The organism is Bradyrhizobium japonicum USDA 6, assembly GCF_000284375.1.
GTDB lineage: Bacteria > Pseudomonadota > Alphaproteobacteria > Rhizobiales > Xanthobacteraceae > Bradyrhizobium > Bradyrhizobium japonicum.
In genome coordinates, this window is record NC_017249.1 from 5,349,097 (window position 1) to 5,374,529 (window position 25,433).

The window sequence follows — 25,433 nt, forward strand, 5'->3', positions numbered from 1 at the left end:
GCGCATGATGGGCTCAAGACTGTCGATCACGCTGCTATCGATCAAACTCCTGGCCCTCGCCGCGCTCACCACGGCCGCGCAGGCGCAGGACAAGAGCAGCGATGTCATCGCGCGCGGCGAATATCTCGCCCGCGCCGGCGATTGCACGGCCTGCCATACTGCAGCCGAGGGCCGGCTGTTTGCCGGCGGGCGCCCGATGCCGACCCCGTTCGGAACGATCTACACCTCCAACATCACGCCCGATCCGGAGACCGGCATCGGCAAGTGGAGCGCGGACGATTTCTACAGAACAATGCACAACGGCCGCTTCCCGGACGGCGGGCTGATCTATCCGGCGATGCCGTTCGCGTCCTATACGAAGGTCACGCGTGCCGACAGCGACGCGATCTTCGCCTATCTGCGCTCGATTCAGCCGGTCAACCAGAAGAACAAGCCGCACGAGCTGCGCTTTCCCTATGACAACCGCCAGCTCATCCTCGGCTGGCGCACGCTGTTCTTCCGCGAGGGTGAGTTCAAACCCGACCCCACCAAGTCGGCGGAATGGAATCGCGGCGCCTATCTGGTCGAGGGGCTCGGTCATTGCGGCATGTGCCATTCGCCGATCAACGCGCTCGGCGGCACCTCGCAATCGGACGCCTTCAAGGGCGGCCTGATCCCGATGCAGAACTGGTACGCGCCGTCCCTCACCTCCAACCGTGAGGCGGGTCTCGGCGACTGGAGCATCAAGGACATCACCGATCTGCTCCAGACCGGCGTTTCGGCGCGCGGCGTAGTCTATGGCCCGATGGCGGAGGTCGTTCACAACAGCCTGCAATATCTCAACGACGAGGACACCAAGGCGATGGCGGTGTACCTCAAGGGCATCTCAGAGCCCTCGCCGCCACCGCCGCCGAGCTCGGCGCTGCCGACCACCGAGAGCAGCCTGCTGATCAGCCTCGGCAAGACCGTCTACGACAAGAATTGCGCGACCTGTCATGGCACCCAGGGCGAAGGCAAGCCGCCGCACTGGCCGCCGCTCGCCAACAACCAGTCGATCGAGATGCAATCGGCGGTCAATCCGATCCGCATGGTGCTCAATGGCGGCTATCCGCCGGGCACCAAGGGCAATCCGATGCCCTACGGCATGCCGCCTTTCGCCGGCCTGCTCTCGGACAACGAGGTCGCGGCCGTCGTCTCCTACATCCGCACCGCCTGGGGCAATCGCGGTACGCCGGTGTCGGCGCGCGACGCCAACGAGCTGCGCTCGGCACCACTGAACTGAGAGGCGCCAGAGAACATCATGATCAATTCCGATCCGCCGACCAGCCCAGCCGCCGCCGACCAGGCCGTCGAGGAGGTCGTTGCCCGGGGACCGTCAGGGGCGATCGTGCTTGCCGGAATCGCAACAGCCTGCGTGGTCGCGATGTGGCTCGCGTTCTATCTGTTCGTCTTCCTGCCGCGCGGATCACTGCAATGAGCGCAGAGGACACCCATGGCAGCGCCGAAGTCGCCGCCCGCGTCGAGCGGCGCTGGGCCACCGTCGCCGTGATCATCATCGTGATGATGGCGCTGCTGGCGGCGTTCGCCGGCATCCATCGCGCGACCATGCCGCAGCCGCGCGTCGAAACCACCGATCCATCGCGGATTCATCTCTCCGGCGAGTTCGTCGAGAGCAACCTCGGCAGCGTGCTGGAGGCCAATGGCAATGTGACCGTGCGTGCGATCGGCCAGCAATATTCCTTCACGCCGGCCTGCATCGTGGTGCCCGCGGACACGCCGATCACCATGCGCGCCACCAGCGCCGACGTCGTCCACGGCATCCTGATCCAGGGGACCAACATCAACACCATGCTGGTGCCGGGCTATATTTCCGAGCAGCTGATGCGCTTTAGCAGGACCGGCGACTATCTGATGCCCTGCCAGGAGTTTTGCTCCTTCGGCCACGAGGGCATGTGGGGCAAGGTCAAGGTGATCGACAAGACCGAATTCGCCGATCGCGCGAAGGGTGGCGGGAGGCTGAACTGTGTTGGCGAATAGGAAGCTCATCCTCGCCCATTTCTGGCTGGCTTTCGGCGTGTTCGGCATCGCGCTCACGCTCGGCGCCTGGCAGATGTTCATCCGCAGCCCGATCGGCACCTGGCTGTCCAATCCCGAGCTCTATTATCGCTCGCTGACCGCGCACGGCACAGTGATGGGCTACGTCTTTCCCACGCTCGTCGCGATGGGCTTTGGCTATGCCATCAGCGAGTCCGCGCTGGAGCAGCGCCTCGTCGGCGTGCGCTGGGCCTGGACCGGTTTCTGGCTGATCGTCGCGGGCGCGATCATGGCAATGGTCCCGGTCGCGCTCGGCCGCGCCTCGGTGCTCTATACGTTCTATCCGCCGCTGATCGGCAACGTTTTCTACTACCTCGGCGTCGTGCTGGTCGTGGTCGGCTCCTGGATCTGGGTCGCGCTGATGGCGATCAATCTGCGCGTCTGGCGCAAGGCCCATCCCGGCGCACCGGTGCCGCTGGCGATGTTCGCCAATGTCGCGGGCTCCTATCTGTGGGCCTGGACAGCGGTCGGCGCCGCCCTCGAGCTGCTGCTCCAGATCATTCCCGTCGCGGCGGGCCTGAAGGCCACGATCGACGCGGGACTTGCCCGCGTGTTCTTCTCCTGGACGCTGCACGCCATCGTCTATTTCTGGCTGATGCCGACCTACATCGCCTATTACACCATCGTGCCGCGCGCGATCGGCGGCCGGGTCTATTCCGACACCATGGCGCGGATCTCCTTCATCCTGTTCCTGGTGGTGGCGATGCCGATCGGGATGCATCACACCTTCGCCGATCCGATGGTGGGGGCCGGCTTCAAATTCATCCATTCGGCCTTCACGGCGCTGGTCGCGCTCCCGACGCTGTTGACCGTATTCACAATCTGCGCATCGGTCGAGATCGCGGCGCGCCTGCGCGGCGGCCGGGGGATGTTCGGCTGGATGAAGGCCCTGCCCTGGGACAATCCGATGATGCTGGCGCTGGCATTCTCGTTCGTCATGCTCGGCTTCGGCGGCGCCGGCGGCCTCATCAACATGAGCTACCAGCTCGACGCGTCGATCCACAACACGCAATGGATCACCGGCCATTTCCACCTGATCTTCGGCGGCGCCATCGTGATCATGTATTTTGCGATCGCCTATGATCTGTGGCCGCATCTGACCGGGCGCGAACTGATCGACCTCCGCCTGATCCGCACCCAGCTTTGGCTGTGGTTCATCGGCATGATCATCACGACCTTCCCGTGGCACTGGGTCGGCATCCTGGGCATGCCGCGCCGCATGGCCTATTTCGACTTCGGCGATCCCGCGATCGCGCCTCAGGCGCTCTCCGTCACCTTCTCGGCGATCGGCGGCTTCATCCTGCTGGCATCGGGCATCATGTTCATCGTCATCCTGGCACGTGGCATGCGTGCGCCTCGGGCTGACGCCGGTCCCTATCGCTTTGCGCTGGCCGTGCATCAGTCCGCGACCGTGCCGGTCGCGCTCAACACGCACGCGCTGTGGGTGGCGCTGATGATCGTCCTCACCCTCACCAATTACGGCTACCCGATCGTGACGCTGGCGCTGACCGAGGGCACGTCGGTGCCGGCCGTCTATGTGGGAGCGCAGTGATGAGCGCGCGCGACCTCTTCACCTTTCGCAACCGCCATTTCAGGATTGGCGTCGGCGCCACCGCCGCGATCCTGATCGTGACGGCGATCACCGGCTTCATCGTGCTGCCTTTCGCGCAGCCGTGGGTTCAGTTCGCCAATGTCTGGGATGCGATCTGCAGCGCCGCAGGCGTCCCGCAGCGCGCGCCAAGCGTCACGGCGCCCGAACAGCCAAAACGCCTGTCGGAGGTCGTGCTGACCTCGCATACGCTATCGCGTCCGAGCCAGGAAGCGATCGGCCGCGGTGCGACGCTGGCGCAGCGCTGCGCGATCTGCCACGGCCCGACTGGCATCAGCCGCGCGGACTCGCCCAATCTTGCCGGCCAGTACGCTGCCGTCATCTACAAGGAGCTGCACGATTTCCGTTCCGGCGCGCGCACCAATGCCGTGATGTCGCCATTCGCCGTCAATCTGACTGACCAGGAGATCGCCGATCTCTCGAACTATTACGCCTATCTGCCGCGGCCGGCAGCCTATCACCCGACGCCGCAGCTGCCGAAACCCAGCATCGTCATCTACGGCGCGCCGATGCGCGGGATCGCGCCCTGCGGCTCCTGCCATGGCAGCCTCGACAACAAGACCGGCAGTCCGTGGCTCGAAGGCCAGTCCGAAGCTTACATGAAGGCGCAGCTCCAGGCCTTCGCGTCCGGCGAGCGGCGCAACGACATCAGCCAGCAGATGCGCAACATCGCCCGCGCGATGACGCCGCAGGAGATCGAGCAGGCCGCGGCGTATTATGCCTCGCAGCCGCCGGATGTGGTGAAGGCGGTGGATTGAGCCTCGCTGTCATTGCGAGCGCAGCGAAGGAAATCCAGAATCGCTCCGCGCAAAGATCCTGGATTGCTTCGTCGCAAGGGCTCCTCGCAATGACGGCGGAGAGAGTACGCCCTACGACGACGCCAGCTTCGGCCGGCCGTAGATCGCATCCGCCCGTTTCTCGAACGCGATGGAGAAGCGCGCGAATGCGGCATCGAACATCGAGCCCATCAGCATCGCCAGCATGCGGCTCTTGAACTCGTAGGCGAGGAAGAATCCGACGTCGCAGACGCCCTCACCCTTGGGCTCGAACGTCCAGCGGTTCTCGAGGTTGCTGAACGGGCCTTGCAGATATTCGACCAGGATATTCAGATTGGCGCGGTCGAGCGTCACGCGGCTGGTGAAGGACTCCTTGACCAGCTTGAACGACACCGTCATGTCGGCGACCAGCACCTCGGTGCCGTCGGGTTTGGCCATCCGCTGGCGGACCTTGAGCGCGCTGCACAGCGGCACGAACTCCGGGTAGCGCTCGACGTCGGCAACCAGATCAAACATCTCGGACGCGCTGTGATGGACACGGCGCTTGCTCGAAAATTTGGGCATGGCGGTTCAGCGGGCAGTCGCGGCCCGTGCGGCCTTCAGTCTCGCAAAGTCCTCGCCGGCATGATGCGACGAACGGGTGAGCGGGCTCGCCGACACCATCAGGAAACCCTTGGTGTAGGCGACCTTCTCGTAGGACGAAAACTCGTCGGGCGGCACATAGCGCATCACGGCGTGGTGCTTCCGGGTCGGCTGGAGATATTGCCCGATGGTCAGGAAGTCGACGTCGGCGGAGCGCAGATCGTCCATCACCTGCTGCACCTCGTGGCGCTCCTCGCCGAGGCCGACCATGATGCCGGACTTGGTGAAGATGGTGGGATCGAGCTCCTTGACCCGCTGCAACAGCCGGATCGAGTGGAAGTAGCGCGCACCGGGCCGCACCGTGAGGTAACGCGACGGCACGGTCTCGAGATTGTGGTTGAACACGTCGGGCCTCGCCGCGACGACGATCTCTAGCGCCCCCTCCTTGCGCAGGAAGTCCGGCGTCAGGATCTCGATCGTGGTCGAGGGGCACGCGGCCCGGATCGCGCGGATGGTTTCTGCAAAATGCTCGGCGCCGCCATCGGCTAGATCGTCGCGGTCGACGGAGGTGATGACGACGTGGGCCAGCCCCAGCTTGGCGACGGCTTCGGCGACGTTCCCCGGCTCCGCCGCATCCAGCGCATTGGGCATGCCGGTCTTGACATTGCAGAACGCGCAGGCCCGGGTGCAGGTATCCCCCATGATCATGAAGGTCGCGTGCTTCTTGTCCCAGCACTCGCCGATGTTCGGGCAGCCCGCCTCCTCGCACACCGTGTGCAGGCCGTTGGCGCGCACGATGTTGCGGGTGTCGGCATAGCCGCGGGTATTGGGCGCGCGCACGCGGATCCAGTCCGGCTTCGGCGGCGAAGCGGAATCAGGGCGATTCACCTTTTCAGGGTGGCGGGGGCGCAACGGGTTCGAGATGGTGTCGACAATAACGACCATGGGCTGTCCGGTCTGTTCAGGTCCTACCTAGTCGGTCTGGCTGCCTGCCGCAACCCGGCTCGCGCCGCCTCAGGGAACATGGCAGATATGGGCAATATCCTGCTCTGTTCTCTGTCGATTCTCACCTCGAATGGCTCCAACCTCGAAAGCCTCACCACCGCGGCTCGGCAAAGCCCTGAAGCGTGCCTTTTTCGGCCGCAGCGTCCACGAGGTCGCGCCCGATTTGATCGGGGCCACCATGCTGGTCAACGGCGTCGGCGGCCTCATCGTCGAGGTCGAGGCCTATCATCATACCGAGCCGGCGGCGCACTCCTACAATGGCCCGACGCCGCGGAACCAAATCATGTTTGGCCCGCCCGGCTTTGCCTATGTCTACCGCTCCTACGGCATCCACTGGTGCGTGAACTTCGTCTGCGAGGAGGAAGGCTCCGCCAGCGCCGTGCTGATCCGCGCACTGGAACCGACGCATGGCCTGGCGGCGATGCGCCGCCGCCGGCATCTCCAGGAGGTGCACTCGCTGTGCTCGGGCCCCGGCAAGCTGACCGAGGCGCTCGGCATCACCATCGCGCAGAACGCCCTGCCGTTGGACCGGCCGCCGATCGCGCTGCATGCGCGGACAGAGGAGGTCGAGGTGGTGGCCGGCATCCGGATCGGCATCACCAAGGCCGTCGAGCTACCCTGGCGCTATGGCGTCAAGGGCTCGAAGTTTTTGAGCAAGCCGTTCCCGAAGTGATCATCGTCATTCCGGGATGGTCCGAAGGACCAGACCCGGAATCTCGAGATTCCGGGTTCGATGCTCCGCATCGCCCCGGAATGACGATGGGATCACGACGCCTGCTTCAGCCGCTCCAGCGCCTCCAGCAGCTTGGCCTTGCGGGCCAGCGCGGCCTCGCGCTTTTCGCGCTCCTCCTCGACGACCTCTTCGGCCGCGTTGGCGACGAACTTCTCGTTCGCCAGCTTGGACTCGGCGCGCTTGATGTCGGCGTCGGCCTTACCGATCTCCTTGTCGAGGCGCGTGCGCTCGGCGGCGACGTCGATCACGCCCTTCAGCGGCAGCGCGGCCACCTCGCCGCGCACGAGGAGCTGGACCGCACCATCAGGTGCGCGGTCGGCGAAGGAGATGTCGGACAGCCGTGCCATGCGCTTGATGACGTCGGTCCAGCGCGGCGCGCGTTCCTTCGTCTCGGTCGAGGCGCCCGCGAGCACCAGCGCCGTCAGCGTTGCCGGCGGGATGTTCATCTCGGCGCGCACCGAGCGGATCTGCGTGACCAAGTCGATCACCCAGCCGATCTCGGCTTCCGCCTTGGGATCGGTGAAGTCGGCATGGTCGAAGATCGGCATGATCAGGACCGGCGAGATCAACGGATCAGTCGGCCCGGCTGCCGCGGCGAGCATCGCGAGTTGCTCCGGCGTCGGCTCGGACGGCTTCAGCGGCCATTGCGCCAGCGCCAGCAGGCCGTCGCGCTTGGCCGTCACCTCCCACAGCTCTTCGGTGATGAAGGGCATGAAGGGGTGCAGCAGCTTCAGGATCTCGTCGCGCGCCCAGGCGACCATGGCACGGGTTTCGTCCTTGGCGGGGCTGTCCGGACCGAGCAGCACGGGCTTTGCGAGCTCGACATACCAGTCGCAATAGACGTTCCAGACGAAGCGGTAGATCGCACCGGCCGCATCGTTGAAGCGATAGGCTTCGATTGCCTCGGTCACCTCGCGCGTCGTGTGGGCGCTCTCGTGCGCGATCCAGCGGTTCAGCGTCTCCTTGGCCTTCGCCGGCTCGAAACCGTCGGGGACCGCGCAGTGGTTCATCTCCGCGAAGCGCGACGCATTCCAGAGCTTCGTCGCGAAATTCCGGTAACCCTCGACGCGGCTGGTGGCGAGCTTGATGTCGCGTCCCTGCGCCGCCATCGCGGCCAGCGTGAAGCGCAGCGCATCCGCACCGTATTCGTCGATCAGGTTGAGGGGGTCGATGACGTTGCCCTTCGACTTCGACATCTTGGCGCCCTTCTCGTCGCGGACAAGGGCGTGGATGTAGATCGTCGAGAACGGCACTTCCTTCATGAAGTGCTGGCCCATCATCATCATCCGGGCAACCCAGAAGAAGATGATGTCGAAGCCGGTCACCAGCGCGTTGGTGGGGTAATAGCGCTGCACTTCCGGCGCGTCCTCGGGCCAGCCGAGCGTCGAGAACGGCCACAGCGCCGAGGAGAACCAGGTGTCGAGCACGTCCTCGTCACGCGTGATGAAGCCTTCGCGCTTGTTGCGGTCGAGCGCCATCTCACGGCCCTGCTCGGCCGTGATGACCTCCTGCTCGACGTAATAGCCGAGCGCGTGGCTGACGGCCTCCTCCTCGGTCTCGGCGACGAACACCTTGCCATCGGGGCCGTACCAGGCCGGGATCTGATGACCCCACCACAACTGGCGCGAGATGCACCAGGGTTGGATGTTCTCCATCCACTCGAAATAGGTCTTTTCCCAGTTCTTCGGCACGAACGTCGTTTCGCCCGAACGCACCGCCGCGATCGCGGGCTTTGCCAGCGTCTTGGCGTCGACATACCACTGGTCGGTCAGATAGGGCTCGATCACGCTGTTCGAGCGGTCGCCGTGCGGCACCATGTGGGTGTGCGGCTCGATCCGCTCAACGAAGCCGAAGGATTCCAGCCGCTCGACGATGCGCTTGCGCGCCGCGAAGCGGTCGACCTTGTGAAACTCCTCGGCGAATTGCGAAGCGCCTTCCGGCAGGTTACGCAGGTAATCCTCATTGTCGACGAGGTCGAGGCAACCTTCCTTGTCGATGACGCTGATCCGGCCCAGGCCGTGGCGATTGCCGACCTCGAAGTCGTTGAAGTCGTGCGCCGGCGTCACCTTCACCGCGCCCGAGCCCTTGTCCGGATCGGAATATTCGTCGGCGACGATCTTAATCTTGCGACCGACAAGCGGCAGGATCACATTCTTGCCGACCAGCTTCAGATAGCGCTCGTCATCGGGATGCACCGCGACGCCGGTGTCGCCGAGCATGGTCTCGGGCCGCGTGGTGGCGACGACGATGAAGCTCGAGGGATCCTCGGGGCTGAACGTCTTGCCCTCGATCGGATAGCGCAGATACCACAGGCTGCCCTTGACCTCGGTCTGCTGCACTTCGAGGTCGGAGATCGCCGTCAGCAGCTTGGTGTCCCAGTTCACCAGCCGCTTGTCCTTGTAGATCAGGCCGTCGCGATGCAGCTCGACGAACACCTTGATGACGGCCTTCGACAGGCCCTCGTCCATGGTGAAGCGTTCGCGCGACCAGTCGCAGGAGGCGCCGAGGCGCTTGAGCTGGTTGATGATCGTGTCGCCGCTCTCGGCCTTCCACTGCCAGACCCGCTCGAGAAACTTCTCACGGCCCATCTCGCGGCGGCTGGGCTGCTGGCGCTCCATCAGCTGCCGCTCGACCACCATCTGGGTGGCGATGCCGGCGTGGTCGGTGCCGGGCTGCCACAGCACGTCGCGGCCGCGCATGCGCTCGAACCGGCACAGGATGTCCTGAAGGGTGTTGTTGAGGGCGTGGCCCATATGCAGCGAGCCCGTCACGTTCGGCGGCGGGATCACGATGGTAAAGGGCACTGCGTCGCGGCGGTCGGGGCGGCCGGCCCTGAAGGCAAGGCTGTCCTCCCACACGACGGACATGCGGGCTTCGATATCGGCGGGCTGGTAATTTTTCTCGATCATGGGCTGCTAGAAAGCCGCGCGCGGGGGCAAGTCAACGAAAAGGTCCAAAAGAAGGACCAAGAGAAGGTCAATGGAAAGCCCGGCGGCAAAACGGCTTTCCGGCCGGTCGGCAGGTCAAACAGGCGCATAAGCGGGGCTTTATGAGGGCTCGGGAGCCGCCCTCACCTGCCGCCGCGCGAGACCCGCTCGATTTCGGCCTTCACGATGCGTTCAACGAGGCCCGGCAGGTTGTCATCGAGCCAGGATTTCAGCATTGGACGCAGCATCTCCTTGACCAGATCTTCCAGCGTCCGCGCATTGCTGCTGAGCACTGTGTGGGCCAGGGAATTGAAGGCGGATTCGACCGCCGAGACCGTCGATTGCGCCAGGATCGGCTGTTGGGGCGGCAGCGGCGGCGTATCGTAGTCCACCGGCGCATAGGACGATGAGGGCATCGGGCGCAGCGGCGATTCGGCGAATTCCAGATCGTCGCGCGGCTCGACCTTGCGGAAGCTCGGCGGCGGCGGAGGCGGCGTCGGCTCCGGATCCATCGCCATCTCGTCGGTCAATTCGAGTACGTCGGGTTCAGGTTCTGGCTCAGGCGCACGGACCTCCGGCGCAGGCGTAGCCGCATCCAGCCCCGCCAGCAGCGCATCAATATCGTCCTGGTTATTGGATGCGTCCGCCGCAGGTGCGGGTGGCGGCGGCGCTGGAGCCGGCTTCGCAGCCGGCGGCGGCGCGGGTTTCTCGGCAGCAGGTTTTGTGGGTGCGACCTTGGACGGCGGAATGTCGTTCATCGCCTGAGGCTTTGGTGCGGGCGCCGCGGGAGCGGGCTTGGCAGCTTCTGCCGGCGGCGGCTTGGCCTCATCGTCGGCAATGATGCGCCGGATCGAGGCCAGAATCTCCTCCATCGAGGGTTCCGTGACCTTTGCAGGCTGCGTCATCTCCGACTCCACATCATCAACGCCCTCGCATGCGTTGTTTTACACCAAGCACGACAGGATTGGCCGGTTCCGCTACGGACGCCCCGACATTTTCGTCGCGGCAGCCCGACTTGTCCCCAGTTCACGGCTCAACGTGCGGCGGTGCGCCCCTGCCCTCAGTACTCAAGCCTTTACGCACACGACATCAGGTGTCGGGCGAATCGACCCGCATCTTCTTGGCAAGGCTATGTCAGGGATTTTGATGATTGCAAGCAAAGCACCAGTCAGCCTCGGCTGTTTGCGAGGCCGACCGGATGACTACGGGACTTTAGCGTCCGTCAGGCGTGCGCACGCCGGCCCAGCTGTCGCGGACCTGATGGTAGTGAACGCTCGGATCGTAAACCGTGGTCGCGAGGCCGAGAACCTGCGGCGACAGACGGCCGATCGCGGCAAGGACGTTGTACGATGCCACGACGCGGTCGTGCTGTGCGGTCACCAGCGCGACGCGCGCATTGACCAGCGCCTGCTGCGCGTTGAGCACGTCGAGCGTGGTGCGCTGACCGGCCTTGGCTTCCTCGCGCACACCGTTGAGTGCGATCTCGGACGCCGTCACCTGCGCCTGCGCAGACTGCACCTGCGCCTTGCCGGCCTGCAACGTCCCCCAGAACTGCACCACGTTCGCACGAGTCTGGTCGCGGGTCGTCTCGAGGTTGAGACGCTGCTGCGCCAGATTTTCCTTGGACTGACGGATCAGCGAATATGAATTGCCGCCGTCGTAGAGCTGCCAATTGGCCTGCGCGATGGCGGACGCATTGAACGACCTGTATTGAATCAAGGATTGTTCGTTCCCCTGCGTGGCCGCAACCTGCAACGCGATCGTCGGCAGCAGCGCACCTTCGGCGACCTTGACCTGCAGATAATTGACGTCGATGCCGAACATTGCGGCCGTGACGTTGGGATGCTCGATCAGGCCGAGCTCGACCGCCGCGGCGAGGGTTGCGGGCAGGAAACGATCGACCGGCGAGCCGGGCGCGAGGTTCGTCGGCTCGTTGCCGATGATGCGGCGGAAGTTCGCGCGCGTCGTGGTGAGATTCGCTTCGGCCGTGAGGGCCTGCGTCTTGCCGGCCGCCAGTTGCGCTTCCGACTGCGCAACGTCGGTGCGCGTCACTTCGCCGACGTTGAAGCGATCACGCGTCTGCTTCAGGGTCTGCTCGAGCACGCGCACGTTGCTGCGCTGGACTTCGAGCGTAGCCGCATCGCGCAGATAGTCCATGTAGATCGTGGCGCCCTGAAGCAGCACGCTCTGATCCAGGCTGCGCAGCGCTTCGCGGGAGCCGGAAACCTGGCTCTCGGCGGCGCGCGTCCTGTTGCCGGTGATGTTGCCGTTATAGACCGTCTGCGTGACGGTCACACCCACGCTGCGCGGCACGCTGGGCCCGTTGATTGGTGAGTTGCCCGGCGCCGGCGAACTCAGCGTGTCCTGATATTGATAGCCGCCATTCGCCGACAGCGCGACCCTGGGGCGATAGCCCGACAACGCCTGAGGCACGTTCTCGTCGGTCGAGCGCACCTGGGCGCGCTGTGCGTTGAGCTGCGGATTGTTCTGATAGGCCCGCACCAAGGCGGCCTCGATCGTGTCCGCCAAGGCAGGCGTCGGCCCGGCAAGCGCCAGCAGCAGGACCGAAACCGCAGCTCCGGTGAAGAGCTTCACCCCATGCATCCCTTAAATTCCGTTCATTCTAACGCCCCGCTCGTGCCCGCGAGCCAGGATACCGTCTACCGAGTGGAGTCGTTGCCCCTCAGCAACATAGGCCGCCAATTGGCGCAACGGAACCACCTCAAGGTAGTTCCCGGTGGAAACTCTTCACGTGCAGCATCCGGGCCACACTTCTGATTCAGAACGGGATTTTAACGGGCCAAAGCCCTCAATCGGGCCTTCAGAAGACGAAAGCGGCGGCCCGTTCCAACCCGGGAAGGACCGGAGCCGCGGCATCGAACAGCGCCCGATGGCCGAATTCACCGTGGGTATGGGTCACGATCATGGCCCGGGGGGGCGTGGATTGGGCCGACACCCCCACGAGGCGCCCGCCCTCCTTCAGCTGCCCGAGCAGCGCCTCAGGCGTCACCTCGAAGGCGCCGTTGAGGATAATGACGTCATAGGGAGCGGCAGAAGGATCCCCTTCGGTACAGGCCGCGGCCTTGCACGTGACGTTGGCGAGGCTGGCACAAGCATCCTTGGCCTTCGCGGCCAGGGCCGAATCACATTCCGTCGCGGTGACCTGACGGGCGAGCTTGGCCACCAGTGCAGCGAGGTAGCCCGTGGCGCAGCCGACCACCAGCACGTTGTCACCCTCGCCGATTTCGGCGGCCTGGAGCAGCTTGCCGGTGAGCTGCGGCTTGATCAGGAACCGCTTGGCCCCGCCTTCGCTCACGTCGAGATCGAGGTCGAGGTAGGCCAATGCCTGCCTGGCAACCGGCACGAACGCCTCGCGCGGAACCGTGAGCATGGCGTCGAGAATACGGCGATCGGTGACGTCATTGGTGCGCACCTGGCCATCGACCATTTTTAGGCGCGCGGTCGAGAAACCGGACATTTGCGGACCCTGCAATGCGGACGATGCCGCGGACGAAATTTGGCGGCATCTTTGGAACAGGCTCCGCGAAAACGCAACACGTCCGTTGGCCCGGGCTGACCGGGCTACGCACCCCGCGGCGTCAAGCTGGTCGGTGAGCTATTCGATCGTGACCGCAAGGCGGCCGATCAACGCGGCGACTTCGTCGAGCCGGGCCGAATCGTGCGCCTCGACGGCGCGCGCGAGACGGGCCACGCATTCATCATCGCTGAGCTCGGGAACGTCCGCCGGCAGAATCGAGGGGGCCATTTCGGAACGGTCGACCTGGACGTCTTGCATGGGAATCAGCTCCGTAAAAATCCGGCAGTAACAAGCTCGACTTAAATTGGGTCGAATTGGCGTCCCCCTCATGACGCGACCGCGTCCGCACACACAACTGCTTGAGTGCGATTCTGCGCCGGATTTGGGGTGGATCATTGTTGAAATGTCGCCTGAAGTGGTGCGGCAGCGACATTAGAATGTGGACGCAGCGCATTGAAAGTACATTGAAATATGCTCCGAGCGCTCCGCAGGTTACAGCGCCCAGAAGCTGACGCCGGCGGAGTCGGCGAGCGCGGGTTGGCGGTGAACTCGCCGCCGCCAATGTAGTTGCGAGCTCGGCTTTTCGAAGGTGGCCCCGTCATGTCGCGTCTCCCATCCCAGTCACGTCAGCCAGCCGAATGGGTCATGCCCCGACCAATGATAGTGCTATTTCGTGGCGCCTCCGACCGTCGTGGCCACGCGCTCGACGTCGGGTAGTTTCCAGGCCTTGTCGAACAGTTCCTTCTTCGGCCCGTAGAGGCGGAACATCATCTCGAACTTGCGGGCGGGATCGGTCGGGATCCAATTCGCCTCCTGGCCGGCGGGCGGCTTGGGCCCGAGATAGAGATCGACCGAGCCGTCGGCATTCTTCTTCACGTCGGCGTTGTTCGATGCACGGCTGGCGCGGTCGACATTCTTGATCAGCGCGTGCGTGTCGCGGTCATAGGCCGTCAATGACCAGTACTGCTCGACCGGCACGTTCGGCGGAACGTGAAGGCGATAGGTCGCCGCACCGTCGTAGCTCTGGCCGTCTCTGTCCTTGATGTTGATGAGGTAGAACTGGCCGGCGCCGAGCCGCTTGATGCCGACATAGGCATAGGTATAGGTGATCCCCCGCCAGTCGACCGGATAGGCGGTTGGATCGTCGAAGTTGTCGGCGGCGGCCTTGAGCAGGTCGGGATGCGCTGGATATGTCCAATGCGTTCCCTCGAAGAACGGGGGCAGACCGGCGTCGTATCTTGCCGCCGTCAGTGCCTGCGCTTCGCGAATGCCGTCCGCCAGCGCCTGCTTCATTTTCGCGTCCGGCGCGAATGCCTTGCCCTTCTCGATGCCGATTGAACGCAACTGGTCGATCATTGCGCGATCGCGCGTGAGCCATGGCTCGCTCTGCACGGCGCGATCGAGATTGACGAAGAAGCTGTCGTCGTAGCGGATCGTCGAGTCGAACAGGATGTCCTTGACGTCGGTGAAGACGGTCGCCGGCGGATTCGATGCCTGCGAAATGGGATAGATCTTGATCTGCTTGCCGTAGGTGATCGAGTTGGCCACGTCTGCGTCGCCGTGGCTCTTCATGTTGGAGCGGAACAGCACGTAGCTGCCGAACGTGTTGGGCTGAAGCGGCTCGAACCCCGTTGGCACCTGCCCGCCGTACCCGGGCGGCAGCATCAGAAGCTTGACGCCAGCCCCCTTGTCCACTCCGAGCAACCCAGCGTCTTCCAGCGGCTGCTGCCAGGCATTGACGATGTTGGCGTTGAGAGAGCCGCCTGGACCGGCTGGTGGAATTTCGATGGCGATCGGACCGACATCCTTCGTGTTGAGGAACGCCATCAAATAGAGCGTGTCGGGGTTGGGCGTCAGCGTCTGGTTCTTCCAGTCCAGCGGCTTGCCCCAGTAGATCACCTGGTTCACCCTGCCCGGCGTCTTGGTCAGCATCTCCTGGAGCATGAGATCGTAATTGACGATCGGCATGCCCCAGATCACGGCCTCGACGGCGCGGCGCTGGACCTGGCGCGCAGCGAGCTCGTCCAGAGAGCCGGTCTGCGCGTATGTCCCCGTGGCCATCAGCAAGGTGGCAACAAGTCCGGAAAACAGCTGCTTCATGACAGCCTCCATCCGCTCTCAGCTCACCGGCTTCGGCTCGGGGAATTTCCATTTGCCGTTCAGGATTTCGGGGCGTGGCCGGTAGAGCCGGACCGTGTAATTCCATCCCTTCATGATCGGCAGGCAGTTCGGGATCTTGCCGTCGCAGCCGCCGAACTGGACCGTCGTGGAGCCATCGGCCGATTTCGTCGCCGTCAGATTGTTAAGGGAGTAGGCATTGTACGGATTCTTCTCGAAATAGCCCTCCGCGTTGTAGAGGCTGATCGACCAGAAGCCGTCGACCGGCACATTGCCGGGAACGGTGAGCTTGTAGACTGTGTTGCCGTCGCTCTTCTCGGGAGTAACGCTGAGATAGGTAGCGTCCTTGTCGGGATTACCGCCCCATCCCGCGGCGGTTGCGATCAAATGCCTGATCGGATCGACCTGTCCCTTCGCGCCAAATGCATTCTTGAAGCCGGCTGTCGTTGACGACAGCACGAGAAGAGCATCCCGCACTTTCTTCTGGCTGGCCGCATCCCAGTTCGGGATCTCGAATTTGCCAGGGGCCTTCTGGCTCACCTTGATGGCATCCTGAAGGGCGTGAACCTTCTCGACATCCTTGGGATCGTTGGGATCGACCAGGGTCCGCAGCGCCACCAGCACGTAACGGGTGCCGGCCTTGTTCCTGTCCAGCGTATAGCTGCCCGCGCCGTATTCGACCTTACCGACGACATAGTGATCCTCGTTGATCACCTGCATCGACCGGAAACGCTTTCCCGCATCCGGCAATGTGATCGTTGCCGGGCCTGCATCGAGATCAAGGACAAGGGCTGAGTAGAGTGTGTCCCGATTGGACCGGATCACCGCCTGCTTGTCGACCTGTATCGGCTCACGATGGTGAGACAGTCTTCCAGTGCCGCCGGCATCCTTGACGCTGTTGCCGAGATAGAGATCGGACTCCGCCCGCGCAAAATTGTCGACTGTCACCGGTAGCGGTGACTGGGCCTGTGCCGTCGATGTGAGAAGGAGGAACGAAGCCGTCAGCACTGCCCTCTTCATGAATTTCCTCGCCTAGAACGGATTGACGTAATTCAGGATCGCGACCTGCCGCAGGATCACGCGGCGCACGATATGGGTCGGCTTGACGTGGTCGGTGTAAATCGCCGCCGTGCCGGCGCTGCCTGCCGGCAGGCGCTTGACGAAATCGGCATCGTCGAGCCTGACGCGGACGACGAACGGGGCGGCTTCGATCGCACGCGGCGCGACGGCGGTGCCCGATGTCTGCGCCTGCCCGGTGGCAATCGCCTGGAGCACGCTTTCGACCTTGCCGGAAAAGATCCGCCCGGGCGCGAACTTGAAGGTCGCCTCGACCTCCTGCCCCGGAGCAACATAGCGCGCGTCGTTCTGGTTGATCGCGACACCGATGATCGTGTCGGAGGTATCGATGAACGCCATCACCGGCGACAGCGGCAGGTTGGCCACCCGCGCACCCTTGCGCAGCGCGAGGTTGGTGACATAGCCGTCCGCCGGCGCACGCACGACGGTCTTGTCGAGATTCCATTGCGCGGCCTCGAGCTGGCCCGCGAGCTGGTCAACCTCGGACTGCCGTTGCTCGACGTCGAAGCCGCGGCCGGCGTCGCGCTCGAAGAGCTGCGTCATCTGGCCGAGACGCGTCTTGGCGAGCTTGAACTGCGCGTCGATCGCCTTGACCTGCGCGGCATAGGGCGTCGGGTCGATCTTGAACAGCACGTCACCGGACCTCAGTGGCCTGTTGGCGATAACCGGGACATCTGTCACCTCGCCCGCCACGTCAGGCACGATCGAGACCGCGTTGCGCACGACCAGCGCGTCACCCTGTGGCGCGCCCCATCCCATCGGGATCAGCAGCCCGAACAACAGGAGCACCAGAACGATCGCGGGCGAGGCCTTCCAGAACAGGTTGAAGCGCACGATCCCGAAATGCACCAGCAGGAACAGCAGCACGAGATAGATATTGAAGATCGCGACGCCCATCACGCATCTCCCGCCTTGCGCGCGGGCACGTCGAGATAGGCCCAGATCAACGCGATCGGCCACAGCGCGAAGCCGAAGAACAGCGTGATCCAGCCGGCCACAGTCACCGCCTGCGCGTGAGGGTGATTGCGCGACTTTGCGATGTGCCCGGGCAGCCAGCCGGCAATGCAGACAACGCCGATCGCGCTGGCGAGCAGGATCACCAGCACGATCCAGGCGAAGATGTCGTAACCGCTCATGACGGTCGCCTCATCGCTTCAGCAATACACCCCTCATTGGCAATAATCCCAGAAACCCTGCGTGCGGGAGGGATCGGTGTAGTACCAGCACATGCCGGGCGCGGGCGCCGCGCCTGCCCAGGCAGCAGCCGTTGCTGCTGTTACGACACCGATGGCCGCACCGGCCGCGATCGCACCGCCTCTCGGCCAGCCATACCAGCCGGGCCGTGCCCACCCGCCGCGGCCCGCGACCGCGGTGGTGTGGCGAACCGCAACGTTGCCTCGTGGTCCCCTAACGGCCGTGGTGCCGCGATAGGCGCCGCCACGCGGCCCGACCGCGGCTCCGCCGCGGTGAACAACGGCGCCGCCACGCGGGCCAACCGCTGCACCACCACGACGGCCGGCGGCGCGGACTTCGATGAGATCAGGTGATCCAATTGCGTCCAGATGGATTGCCGCGGGTTGAAGCGGCGCCGCCGACACTACTCCAGCTGGCAGAGAAACGCCGGTTACCAGTGTCAGCAAGCAGCTCGTCAACCGAACAGTGCGCATATGCCCAAACATCTCGAACCTCCTGATATTCTTCCTTGTTGATCAAGTTTCTCGTCGCGATCGTTTTCGTCGTTGCGATGCCCCCGTCCTCTCGCGGTCGAACCCGAACCCGCACCACGTTGTGACATGCGCGACGAAGTCGGTGCTTGCTGTCTTCGTCGCGCAGTCGTTCGTGGCGCTCCCGTTACTGTGGCTTCAGGCGCTCGATCTCACCAAGTCGCTTCAAAGCCGCCTGCTGTCGGAGCAAGCCGTAATTGATACCGCTCGCATTCAGCGAGCTGCCTTCCTGGAAGGGGAAGTCGTTGAAGTCGGCGAAGAACTCCTTGATCTTCCCTTGTACGGGCACGATCAGCCACATGTTCTGAGCCAGGAACTGGATGGCTCCTCCGCCTTCCTCCATGCCTCGCTCGTAAGGATCCATGCGCAAGTTTGCGATTAGCGCCCACGAGGGCACCTCGCGGGTTGCGGTCGCAATGTTTCCCTTGGAAGCTATTGCAAAGCTCAACTTCCAATCGTTCCACCTGATGGCATTGAGATTGCCGCCCTGGTCGAAGTAGTAGAGCGCGTCCCGCGGCGGCGTGGTTGTCTCACCCTTGAAAAAGGGCAGGAAGTTATAGCCGTCGAGATGGACCTTGAAGTTCTTCCCGTTGGCGGTGAAACCCGCCTTCATCTTCTCCTTGATGTCCGGAATTCCGGCCGCGGCACACAGCGTCGGGAACCAGTCGATCAGCGAGATAATCTCATTGTATTGCGTGCCCGGCTTAACCACGCCCGGCCAGCGCACCATCATCGGGATGCGCATGCCGCCCTCCCACGTCGTGCCTTTCTCGCCGTGGAAGGGAGTTTGCGCGCCGTCGGGCCACAGTGCCAGTTCGGCGCCGTTATCCGTGGTGTAGAGAACGATGGTGTTGTCGGCGATGCCGAGGTCGTCGAGCTGCTTCAGCAACTCACCGACCATTCCATCGTGCTCCACCATGCCGTCAGCATGGATGCCCTTACCGGTCTTGCCGAGCGATTCCTTCTTCAGGTGCGTGAAGACGTGCATGCGCGTGGAGTTGAACCAGACGAAGAACGGCCGGTTCGCCTTCGCCTGCCGGTCAATGAAGTCCTTCGCGCCGCCGAGGAACTCCTCGTCCACGGTCGGCATGCGCGCGGTGTTGAGCGGGCCCGTGTCCTCGATCTTTCCGTCCGCGGTCGATTTGATCACGCCCCGCGGCCCGAACTGCTTCCGGAAATTGGGATCCTTCGGATAGAAATAGCCTTCCGGCTCCTCTTCCGCATTGAGGTGATAGAGATTGCCGAAGAATTCGTCGAAGCCATGCTTGGTTGGCAGATGTTCGTCGCGGTCGCCGAGATGGTTCTTGCCGAACTGGCCAGTGGCGTAGCCCTGCGTCTTCATCACGTCGGCGATCGTCGGCATCCAATCCTGGATGCCATGGGGATCGCCGGGCATGCCGATGGTGAGGAGGCCGGTCCGGAACGGCTCCTGGCCCAGGATGAACGAGGCGCGGCCGGCCGTGCAGCTTTGCTGGCCGTAGGAGTCGGTGAAGATGGCTCCTTCGCGCGCGATGCGGTCGATGTTGGGCGTGCGATAGCCCATCATACCCATGGTATAGGCGCTGATCTGGGGAATGCCGATGTCGTCGCCGAAGATGACGAGAATGTTGGGCTTGCGGCCTGCCGCGGGCGCTGCAGCCGGCGCCCCGAAGGGGCCGCCTTCTGAGCCTGCGCCAGTGCCTGCGATGTCAGCGCCGCTGTAGCGACGATCGACGATGTACCAAGCAGCACGGCGCGGCGATGAATCGCCGATTGGTCGCCACAGGTGGAATCGGCAACGGCATTATTCTGCTTCTTCGTCTCGTTGGTCATTCGACGCTCCCTGATTTATTCGATCTTGGTTGTCGTGGATGAGGGCGAATCTAGATCGTCCGTTCCGTCTGAGTGACCTCCTGTGTTTTGCTTATCTCGCTGGCTTTCGATACGCGGCGACCTTCGGGGTCCCGAGCGGGTTCAAAGACGGGGGCAGACCTGTCGTGGCCCGGCTTCCGGCGCGTGGGCGCAGCCTGCGGCGGGCGGCGGCCACGCGGTGCAGCAGCCGGCGTGGAGACCAACGAGCCGGATTGTGCCGATTTCCGAACAACTCGCTCTCGATCGCATCAAGCTGGCGGTCGAGTTCCGGATCGCGTGCGACGGCCTTGAAAGCTCCAGCCGTGATTGGAGGCTGCGTCGCGTTGAGATGTGACAGCCATTCAAGCAGCGCGAAATAAGACGCCTTTGCGTCGCGATGGCGGATCGCACGGCGCAGCCGGCTGAAAGCAAACGCCTCCGACTGAAGATAGGCCTGGTGCCGACGATGAAGACTGGCCGAAGCGCGACGTGCCACACGAGGCGCAAACCAAGCGATCCCGGCCGTGGCGGCTACCACAAGCAGGGCCGTCAGCCAGTGGTCGAAGATAAAGTCGACGATGCCATCCCACGTCCACCGTCGAGCTGATTGGTTCGAAGCAGCTGGACCTGCCGCCACCGAGGTCGCAATGCCCTTAAGAGGCACAGCCTCGAGATGAACCTGCTCGACCTTGCCGCTACCGACGTTCCACCAGCCGATATCGATGGACGGCAGCGCATAATCACCTGCCCGCTCCACCATATAAGTTGCGGAATCGACGCGGGTCGACGTCATGACGTCGGAGGGCCCGTCGATCCTGTCCTCGAGCGTCGGCTGCGCCGGATAAAGCTTCAAGCCATCGACGGGAGGGAATTGCTGCGGCGGCAGCAGCATCGCCGGCGTGCCTTCCGCCCGGATCGTGATGGTACGCGTGACGGCATCGCCAGGCTTGAGCGGATCGGACGAACGCTTGATGTCCTGCACGACGGTCAGGCTGTTGGCCGATACGAACGGGTGAAGCGAGCCTGCCGCCTCCGGGATGAAGGCTTCGAACGACACACGTGGCAGCGCGACGGCCACCTCGCGCGTGGCTGGCGGCTCGGCCGCATATTTGATCCTGACGCTCTGGCCGGCGACGGCGTAGGAGCCCGGCTCCTGCGGCGAGATCGCATATTCGAAGCGCACGCCGGCATAAGGCAGGCCATCCCGCTGCTCGCTGGTATTGACGCTCTGCAATTGCCGCGTCACCGCGTTGCGTACCTGAAATTCCGGTAGTTCGGGCGGCGACGTCATGTAGTTCGGCGCGAGGACCAGGACACTCAGCGTGGTCTTCTGCCCGACCACGACCCGCGACGGGTCGATCGTGACCTGCACGATCGGCTCGAGGGCCACCGATTGCTGCGCATACACATCCGGCGACGGGAGCGCGCCGCCAAGCAGCAAGGCGATGAAGCCGATCCAAACTCTCACTGCGGCGCCCTCCCCTGTGTCGGAGCGGTCGCCTGGATCGCAAATTTCAGTTTGAGGAAATCCGCCGGCGAGGTCTGGACCTGACGCATCCAGGCCTCGGCTGCGCCGGCAGTGGTGACGTCCTGCGGCGTGACAGTGATCTTCTTGCCGCCTTTCTGATTGGGATCGACGCGCATCTCGTCGGCCTTCTCATCCGGCGGTGCAGGGTCATCCTGCTCCTGCTTGCGTCGCTTGGCTTCACGCGCATCCAGCGCCGCCTGAACGATGGCACGGTTCGTCTTCGCGGCGGCGTTGCCCGGCTGCGCCTTGAGCACCTCATCATAGGTCTTGAGCGCTTTCTCATAAGCGTGGTTCTGCGCCTGCGCGTTGCCGAGCGCGAATTTTCCCTCGATCGTGTCAACGCGCGAAAATTCCTCAGCAGCGGCGAGAAAATCGTACGCGCGGTATGCCGAGATGCCGCGCCACATCGGATCGGCGAATTTCGTTTTCGCGGCGGCATAGTCGCCACGGTCAAATGCGAGTCGTCCCTGCTGATCCGGCGTCAGCCAAAGATTAGTAAAGCGCGATGGCTCTTCGGCCCTCGAGGCGCTGGCGTGCGTCACGATGAAGAGAGCCAGGATCCACGCCACTGTCGTACCGCGCCGGAACCAGAGCAGACTCAGCAGCGCCAGCGGCGGCAGCAGCCAATAGCCTTCATCCCGCCATTGCGTGCCGAACGCATCGCCCTGGGCGGCCTGGAAGCGCGTCTCGATCCGACGCTCCAGTCGTACGATGTCCGAGCCGTCGATACTGACCCGGATGACGTCCGCGCCGACCGGCAGCGCCGTTGTGTCCGGGCTGACCGCGAGTATGACGAGACCATTGCGGCCGGCCGCTTGCCGGACCGTGGCCGCATCCGCGGTCCCGAGATCGTCCGCGACCAGCAGGACCGTTCCGGGGACTGGTTCGGCCGCCAGCGCGTCGGCCGCCAGTGTGACGGCACTCGCAACGTTCTTGCCGTCCGCCGGCATCACCCCGGCCCAAGCGCGGCCAGAAATGGCTCGATCACGGAGCGGTCGTCGGTCGGCGGCATCACCAGATGCGCGGTTCCCGCAAAGGCCACGAGCCCGGTCCTGGCGCCCGCGCGGGCCGCAAGCAGGTCCCGGATCTTCTGCTTGGCGCGCTCGAGGCGCGAGGGCGCCACATCGGTCTCGTTCATCGACGATCCGACTGCGAGCGCAATCATCAACGGCGCCTTGTCTTCGACGAAGGGCGGAAGCTCGCGGCGCCAGGTCGGACCGGACAGACCGATGATGCCGAGCATCATGCCGGCCGCTACGAGATAGACCGGGTTGACGTAACGTCCTTGTTCCGGCCGCACGATGAGATGCGTCAACAGATGCGGCGCGATCACGCCACCCCATTGCGCGCGCACGTCCTGCCGGCGAAGCAGCACCGCAAACACGACAGCGAGCGGGATCAGCGCGAGCAGCCAGAGCGGGCGCAAGAGATGGAAGGACATCGTTGCCGCGTCACGCATGGCTGACGCTCCGCATCCGGCGCCACTCGCTGCCGAGCAGGAGCCAAAGCCACAACAGCAGACCGATCGCGATGGCCAGGCCGAACGGCCATTGAAACAGCGGCAGCTTCGGCCGCCATGACAGGGTCTGAAGCTTGGCCGGCGCGAGGCGGTCGATGTCGGCATAGATCGCCTGCAGCTGCGCGCCATCCTCGGCGCGGAAGAAGTGCCCACCGGTGGTGTCCGCGACATGCTGCAAGACGGCGAGGTCGACGCGGTTCTCGCCTGAGGCTGCGGGATCGCCGACCCCGATGGTGTAGACCGTGACATCGTTCTGGCGAGCGATGTCGGCGGCGTGCTCGGGCGGCACCCGGCTCGCCGTATCGTTGCCGTCGGTCAGCAGGATCAGGAGCTTCTGCTTCGCAGTGCTGGCTGCAAATGTCTTGATGGCAAGCCCGATTGTATCGCCGATCGCCGTCTGCTGGCCGGCCATGCCGACCCCTGCCTGATCGAGCAATTGCTGCGCCGTCTGGAGGTCTTGCGTGAAGGGCACCTGCACATAGGCCCTGGTGCCGAACAGGATCAGAGCGACACGGTCGCCCTTGCGGCGGGCGATGAAGTCTCTGACCACGCGCTTGACGCCGTCGAGACGGGTGAGCGTCGTGCCGTCCGAGGCCTTGAAATCGCGCTGGTCCATCGATCCCGAGATGTCGATCGCCAGGATCAGATCGCGCGCGGACACCTCGCGCGTCACCGCGTCGCCGACCCATTGCGGCCGGGCCAGCGCCACAACCAGCAGCGTCCAGATGGCCGCAGCCGCGATCATCTGGACGGCGCGGCGTTCGAGCACAACCGCGCCGCGCTGCGGCGTCTGCCCGGTTGCCGCCGCCAACCTGTCGAAGAACGGCACCTGGATCGAGGCCTGCCGCGCCCGGTATGGCGGCAGCAGCCACCACGCCAGGACCGGCAGCGGCAACAGCAGGAGCAGCCATGGCCAGGCGAACTCAAGCATGATGCCCCCGATCCAGCGGCGCACGAGACGAACCAGCGATTGCAGCTCGGCGCCATCAGGCGGAATTTGCTGGTAAGGCCCGCTCGCGAGTAGGCGCCCCACGCCGTGAGAAAACTCCTCGCCGCCATAGCTGCGATCGAGGAAGGCCAGCCATGCCGTACCGACCAGTGGTGCCACTTGCTCGCGCGGAAAGGCCGCGAGCGCCGTTCGCCGCACCAGCAAGGTCAACTTCGACAACAGCTCCGACGGCATCGGGTTGCGCGCCTGCTCGATGCTATGAAGCTCCGCGAGCGCTTCGCGGCGATAGCGGTTGACACGGCGCTGATGCGCCACGCGCCACACGGTAGCGCAGATGGCCGTGAGCAGCAGGGCGATCGCAAGCCTCGCCTCCCAGGTCTGTGGCCAGAGGCTGACCTCGCGCGGCAGCGGAACGTCGATCAGACCGGCCACGGGGTCGGCAGTCACGGATGGAGCCTCAGCCAAGGGCCGCCTCCGCCAGGTTATGCGGGGCCGCGCGGCCACGACCGGCCGGCAGACCACCAAGAAGACGCCGAAGCTGAGCAGCGGTGTCCTCCGCCGCGCTCAGCGGCAGCACGGGAATTCCGAGCTCGCGCGTCCAGTCGAAGATGCTCTTCAGGCGGTCCCGGGTGAGCTGCGATACGCTCTTGCGGACGCTGTCGCGGCCGACATCGAGCCGGATCTGCAACTCGCCATCGGTCACGGTCATGCTGGCCGACGGTGGCAGATCGCTTTGCAGGGGATCATGGACCATCGCAGCGACAACGTCATTGTGCCGCGCCAGCGCGGCGACCATATCGCGCGTTGCAGCGTCCGCGCCGTCGAAATCGCTGATGATGATCACGGCGGCATCGTGCGGTGCCCGCCGCCTTGCATGATCGAGCGCTGTGTTGAGCATCGTCGGCGCGGATACCAGACCGCGCCCGACGCCGAGCGCCTGGTTCTGCGTGACGACGGCCGCGAGGATCTGGAGCACGGTTGCCCGGCTACGACGCGCCCTCACCTCGATAAAGTCTCGATCGTTGAACACGACGGCGCCGACGCGATCGCCGGCGCCGAGCACCCGCCACGCCCCGATCGCTGCGGCCTCGGCCGCCGTCACCGATTTCATCGCATGCCGGCTGCCGAAGAACATCGACAGGCGCTGATCGACCACCAGGATCGTCTGCCGGTCGCGCTCCTCGTTGAAGACCCGGATATGCGGCTTGCGCAGGCGCGCCGTCTCCTTCCAGTCGATCGAGCGGACGTCGTCGCCGGGACGATAATCCCTGATCTCTTCGAAGTTCAGGCCGCGGCCCCGCATGCGGGAGGCAAAGCGGCCGGACAAAAGGCTATGCACGGGCTGGCGCGGCAGGAACGAAACCTTGCGTCCGCGATATTCGAGCGCGATCAGATCGTGAAGACCGACATAGACACCTGGCATATTGGCTGATGTCTCGGTCATG

General features: G+C 64.4%; 23 protein-coding genes and 1 pseudogene. 6 read left to right on the forward strand and 18 right to left on the reverse strand.

The genetic code is table 11. From position 1 onward, the window contains the following. Positions 1–4 precede the first annotated feature (4 nt). Genes BJ6T_RS25310 through BJ6T_RS25330 form a run of 5 tightly spaced genes read left to right on the forward strand, consistent with a single transcriptional unit; the run spans position 5 to position 4,440 of the window. Positions 5–1,261 (forward strand): cytochrome c, encoded by a 1,257-nt coding sequence (locus tag BJ6T_RS25310; RefSeq protein ID WP_141378498.1) that lies wholly within the window; start codon positions 5–7, stop codon positions 1,259–1,261. A gap of 18 nt (positions 1,262–1,279) precedes the next feature. Continuing rightward, complete coding sequence (locus BJ6T_RS47420; RefSeq protein WP_014495343.1) at positions 1,280–1,456, forward strand: hypothetical protein; 177 nt, start codon at positions 1,280–1,282, stop codon at positions 1,454–1,456. Beyond that, entirely contained in the window at positions 1,453–2,016 is a 564-nt protein-coding gene (locus BJ6T_RS25320) for a cupredoxin domain-containing protein (RefSeq protein ID WP_014495344.1), read from the forward strand. Before BJ6T_RS47420 ends, BJ6T_RS25320 begins: the two co-directional genes overlap by 4 nt. After that, a complete protein-coding gene (locus BJ6T_RS25325) occupies positions 2,003–3,625 on the forward strand; it encodes a b(o/a)3-type cytochrome-c oxidase subunit 1 (protein WP_014495345.1) in 1,623 nt (540 codons plus the stop codon). The genes BJ6T_RS25320 and BJ6T_RS25325 overlap by 14 nt, the downstream gene beginning before the upstream one ends. Next, the gene (locus tag BJ6T_RS25330) at positions 3,625–4,440 is read left to right on the forward strand and encodes a c-type cytochrome (protein ID WP_014495346.1); all 816 of its coding nucleotides are present in this window, start codon (positions 3,625–3,627) and stop codon (positions 4,438–4,440) included. Before BJ6T_RS25325 ends, BJ6T_RS25330 begins: the two co-directional genes overlap by 1 nt. A 111-nt stretch (positions 4,441–4,551) precedes the next feature. Here BJ6T_RS25330 and BJ6T_RS25335 read toward each other — a convergent pair whose 3' ends face one another. Both BJ6T_RS25335 and lipA read right to left on the reverse strand, forming a co-directional pair. Beyond that, complete coding sequence (locus BJ6T_RS25335) at positions 4,552–5,022, reverse strand: type II toxin-antitoxin system RatA family toxin (RefSeq protein WP_014495347.1); 471 nt, start codon at positions 5,020–5,022, stop codon at positions 4,552–4,554. 6 nt (positions 5,023–5,028) lie between these two features. Further along, on the reverse strand, positions 5,029–5,985 hold the full coding sequence (gene lipA, locus BJ6T_RS25340; RefSeq protein ID WP_014495348.1) for a lipoyl synthase: 957 nt from the start codon (positions 5,983–5,985) through the stop codon (positions 5,029–5,031). Positions 5,986–6,115: 130 nt separating this feature from the next. Between lipA and BJ6T_RS25345 the strand changes: the two genes are divergently transcribed. After that, a complete protein-coding gene (locus tag BJ6T_RS25345) occupies positions 6,116–6,718 on the forward strand; it encodes a DNA-3-methyladenine glycosylase (RefSeq protein WP_014495349.1) in 603 nt (200 codons plus the stop codon). 92 nt (positions 6,719–6,810) lie between these two features. Here BJ6T_RS25345 and BJ6T_RS25350 read toward each other — a convergent pair whose 3' ends face one another. The 16 genes and pseudogenes from BJ6T_RS25350 to BJ6T_RS25415 form a co-directional block, all read right to left on the reverse strand. Next, entirely contained in the window at positions 6,811–9,687 is a 2,877-nt protein-coding gene (locus BJ6T_RS25350) for a valine--tRNA ligase (RefSeq protein ID WP_014495350.1), read from the reverse strand. Positions 9,688–9,848: 161 nt separating this feature from the next. Then, positions 9,849–10,610, reverse strand: coding sequence for a PopZ family protein (locus tag BJ6T_RS25355; RefSeq protein ID WP_028169523.1), 762 nt, complete (start codon positions 10,608–10,610; stop codon positions 9,849–9,851). Between the two features lie 307 nt (positions 10,611–10,917). Beyond that, on the reverse strand, positions 10,918–12,309 hold the full coding sequence (locus BJ6T_RS25360; RefSeq protein WP_014495352.1) for a TolC family outer membrane protein: 1,392 nt from the start codon (positions 12,307–12,309) through the stop codon (positions 10,918–10,920). 217 nt (positions 12,310–12,526) lie between these two features. Next, positions 12,527–13,183 carry a protein-L-isoaspartate O-methyltransferase family protein gene (locus tag BJ6T_RS25365; RefSeq protein WP_028169524.1) on the reverse strand — a complete coding sequence of 219 codons (657 nt, stop codon included), beginning with the start codon at positions 13,181–13,183 and terminating at the stop codon, positions 12,527–12,529. Positions 13,184–13,321: 138 nt separating this feature from the next. Then, on the reverse strand, positions 13,322–13,501 hold the full coding sequence (locus BJ6T_RS25370; protein ID WP_014495354.1) for a hypothetical protein: 180 nt from the start codon (positions 13,499–13,501) through the stop codon (positions 13,322–13,324). Positions 13,502–13,909: 408 nt separating this feature from the next. After that, the gene (locus BJ6T_RS25375; RefSeq protein WP_014495355.1) at positions 13,910–15,343 is read right to left on the reverse strand and encodes a DUF1254 domain-containing protein; all 1,434 of its coding nucleotides are present in this window, start codon (positions 15,341–15,343) and stop codon (positions 13,910–13,912) included. An 18-nt stretch (positions 15,344–15,361) separates the two neighbouring features. Next, complete coding sequence (locus BJ6T_RS25380; protein WP_014495356.1) at positions 15,362–16,381, reverse strand: DUF1214 domain-containing protein; 1,020 nt, start codon at positions 16,379–16,381, stop codon at positions 15,362–15,364. A 12-nt stretch (positions 16,382–16,393) separates the two neighbouring features. After that, a complete protein-coding gene (locus tag BJ6T_RS25385; protein ID WP_014495357.1) occupies positions 16,394–17,335 on the reverse strand; it encodes an HlyD family secretion protein in 942 nt (313 codons plus the stop codon). Next, entirely contained in the window at positions 17,335–17,574 is a 240-nt protein-coding gene (locus BJ6T_RS25390; RefSeq protein ID WP_014495358.1) for a DUF3302 domain-containing protein, read from the reverse strand. The genes BJ6T_RS25385 and BJ6T_RS25390 overlap by 1 nt, the downstream gene beginning before the upstream one ends. Positions 17,575–17,607: 33 nt before the next feature. Then, the gene (locus BJ6T_RS43890) at positions 17,608–18,078 is read right to left on the reverse strand and encodes a hypothetical protein (RefSeq protein ID WP_225894887.1); all 471 of its coding nucleotides are present in this window, start codon (positions 18,076–18,078) and stop codon (positions 17,608–17,610) included. Positions 18,079–18,289: 211 nt separating this feature from the next. After that, positions 18,290–19,974: pseudogene (locus tag BJ6T_RS25395) on the reverse strand (arylsulfatase). 91 nt (positions 19,975–20,065) lie between these two features. Beyond that, positions 20,066–21,433, reverse strand: coding sequence for a BatD family protein (locus BJ6T_RS25400; protein ID WP_202556977.1), 1,368 nt, complete (start codon positions 21,431–21,433; stop codon positions 20,066–20,068). A gap of 23 nt (positions 21,434–21,456) precedes the next feature. After that, positions 21,457–22,470 carry a tetratricopeptide repeat protein gene (locus BJ6T_RS25405; protein ID WP_014495362.1) on the reverse strand — a complete coding sequence of 338 codons (1,014 nt, stop codon included), beginning with the start codon at positions 22,468–22,470 and terminating at the stop codon, positions 21,457–21,459. Beyond that, positions 22,470–22,979: a VWA domain-containing protein gene (locus BJ6T_RS43895; RefSeq protein WP_052334726.1), complete on the reverse strand. Its 510-nt coding sequence runs from the start codon at positions 22,977–22,979 to the stop codon at positions 22,470–22,472. Before BJ6T_RS43895 ends, BJ6T_RS25405 begins: the two co-directional genes overlap by 1 nt. After that, positions 22,972–24,453 (reverse strand): DUF4381 family protein, encoded by a 1,482-nt coding sequence (locus tag BJ6T_RS43900; RefSeq protein WP_014495364.1) that lies wholly within the window; start codon positions 24,451–24,453, stop codon positions 22,972–22,974. The genes BJ6T_RS43895 and BJ6T_RS43900 overlap by 8 nt, the downstream gene beginning before the upstream one ends. Next, positions 24,446–25,432: a DUF58 domain-containing protein gene (locus BJ6T_RS25415; protein WP_014495365.1), complete on the reverse strand. Its 987-nt coding sequence runs from the start codon at positions 25,430–25,432 to the stop codon at positions 24,446–24,448. Before BJ6T_RS25415 ends, BJ6T_RS43900 begins: the two co-directional genes overlap by 8 nt. Position 25,433 lies beyond the last annotated feature (1 nt).

What these genes read in the sequence shown, in the direction of transcription:
- BJ6T_RS25310 (WP_141378498.1), top strand. Translation starts at nt 5, where the DNA reads ATGATGGGCTCAAGACTGTCGATCACGCTGCTATCGATCAAACTCCTG.
- BJ6T_RS47420 (WP_014495343.1), top strand. Translation starts at nt 1,280, where the DNA reads ATGATCAATTCCGATCCGCCGACCAGCCCAGCCGCCGCCGACCAGGCC.
- BJ6T_RS25320 (WP_014495344.1), top strand. Translation starts at nt 1,453, where the DNA reads ATGAGCGCAGAGGACACCCATGGCAGCGCCGAAGTCGCCGCCCGCGTC.
- BJ6T_RS25330 (WP_014495346.1), top strand. Translation starts at nt 3,625, where the DNA reads ATGAGCGCGCGCGACCTCTTCACCTTTCGCAACCGCCATTTCAGGATT.
- BJ6T_RS25335 (WP_014495347.1), bottom strand. Translation starts at nt 5,022, where the DNA reads ATGCCCAAATTTTCGAGCAAGCGCCGTGTCCATCACAGCGCGTCCGAG.
- lipA (WP_014495348.1), bottom strand. Translation starts at nt 5,985, where the DNA reads ATGGTCGTTATTGTCGACACCATCTCGAACCCGTTGCGCCCCCGCCAC.
- BJ6T_RS25345 (WP_014495349.1), top strand. Translation starts at nt 6,116, where the DNA reads ATGGCTCCAACCTCGAAAGCCTCACCACCGCGGCTCGGCAAAGCCCTG.
- BJ6T_RS25350 (WP_014495350.1), bottom strand. Translation starts at nt 9,687, where the DNA reads ATGATCGAGAAAAATTACCAGCCCGCCGATATCGAAGCCCGCATGTCC.
- BJ6T_RS25355 (WP_028169523.1), bottom strand. Translation starts at nt 10,610, where the DNA reads ATGACGCAGCCTGCAAAGGTCACGGAACCCTCGATGGAGGAGATTCTG.
- BJ6T_RS25360 (WP_014495352.1), bottom strand. Translation starts at nt 12,309, where the DNA reads ATGCATGGGGTGAAGCTCTTCACCGGAGCTGCGGTTTCGGTCCTGCTG.
- BJ6T_RS25365 (WP_028169524.1), bottom strand. Translation starts at nt 13,183, where the DNA reads ATGTCCGGTTTCTCGACCGCGCGCCTAAAAATGGTCGATGGCCAGGTG.
- BJ6T_RS25370 (WP_014495354.1), bottom strand. Translation starts at nt 13,501, where the DNA reads ATGCAAGACGTCCAGGTCGACCGTTCCGAAATGGCCCCCTCGATTCTG.
- BJ6T_RS25375 (WP_014495355.1), bottom strand. Translation starts at nt 15,343, where the DNA reads ATGAAGCAGCTGTTTTCCGGACTTGTTGCCACCTTGCTGATGGCCACG.
- BJ6T_RS25380 (WP_014495356.1), bottom strand. Translation starts at nt 16,381, where the DNA reads ATGAAGAGGGCAGTGCTGACGGCTTCGTTCCTCCTTCTCACATCGACG.
- BJ6T_RS25385 (WP_014495357.1), bottom strand. Translation starts at nt 17,335, where the DNA reads ATGGGCGTCGCGATCTTCAATATCTATCTCGTGCTGCTGTTCCTGCTG.
- BJ6T_RS25390 (WP_014495358.1), bottom strand. Translation starts at nt 17,574, where the DNA reads ATGAGCGGTTACGACATCTTCGCCTGGATCGTGCTGGTGATCCTGCTC.
- BJ6T_RS25405 (WP_014495362.1), bottom strand. Translation starts at nt 22,470, where the DNA reads ATGCCGGCGGACGGCAAGAACGTTGCGAGTGCCGTCACACTGGCGGCC.
- BJ6T_RS43895 (WP_052334726.1), bottom strand. Translation starts at nt 22,979, where the DNA reads ATGCGTGACGCGGCAACGATGTCCTTCCATCTCTTGCGCCCGCTCTGG.
- BJ6T_RS25415 (WP_014495365.1), bottom strand. Translation starts at nt 25,432, where the DNA reads ATGACCGAGACATCAGCCAATATGCCAGGTGTCTATGTCGGTCTTCAC.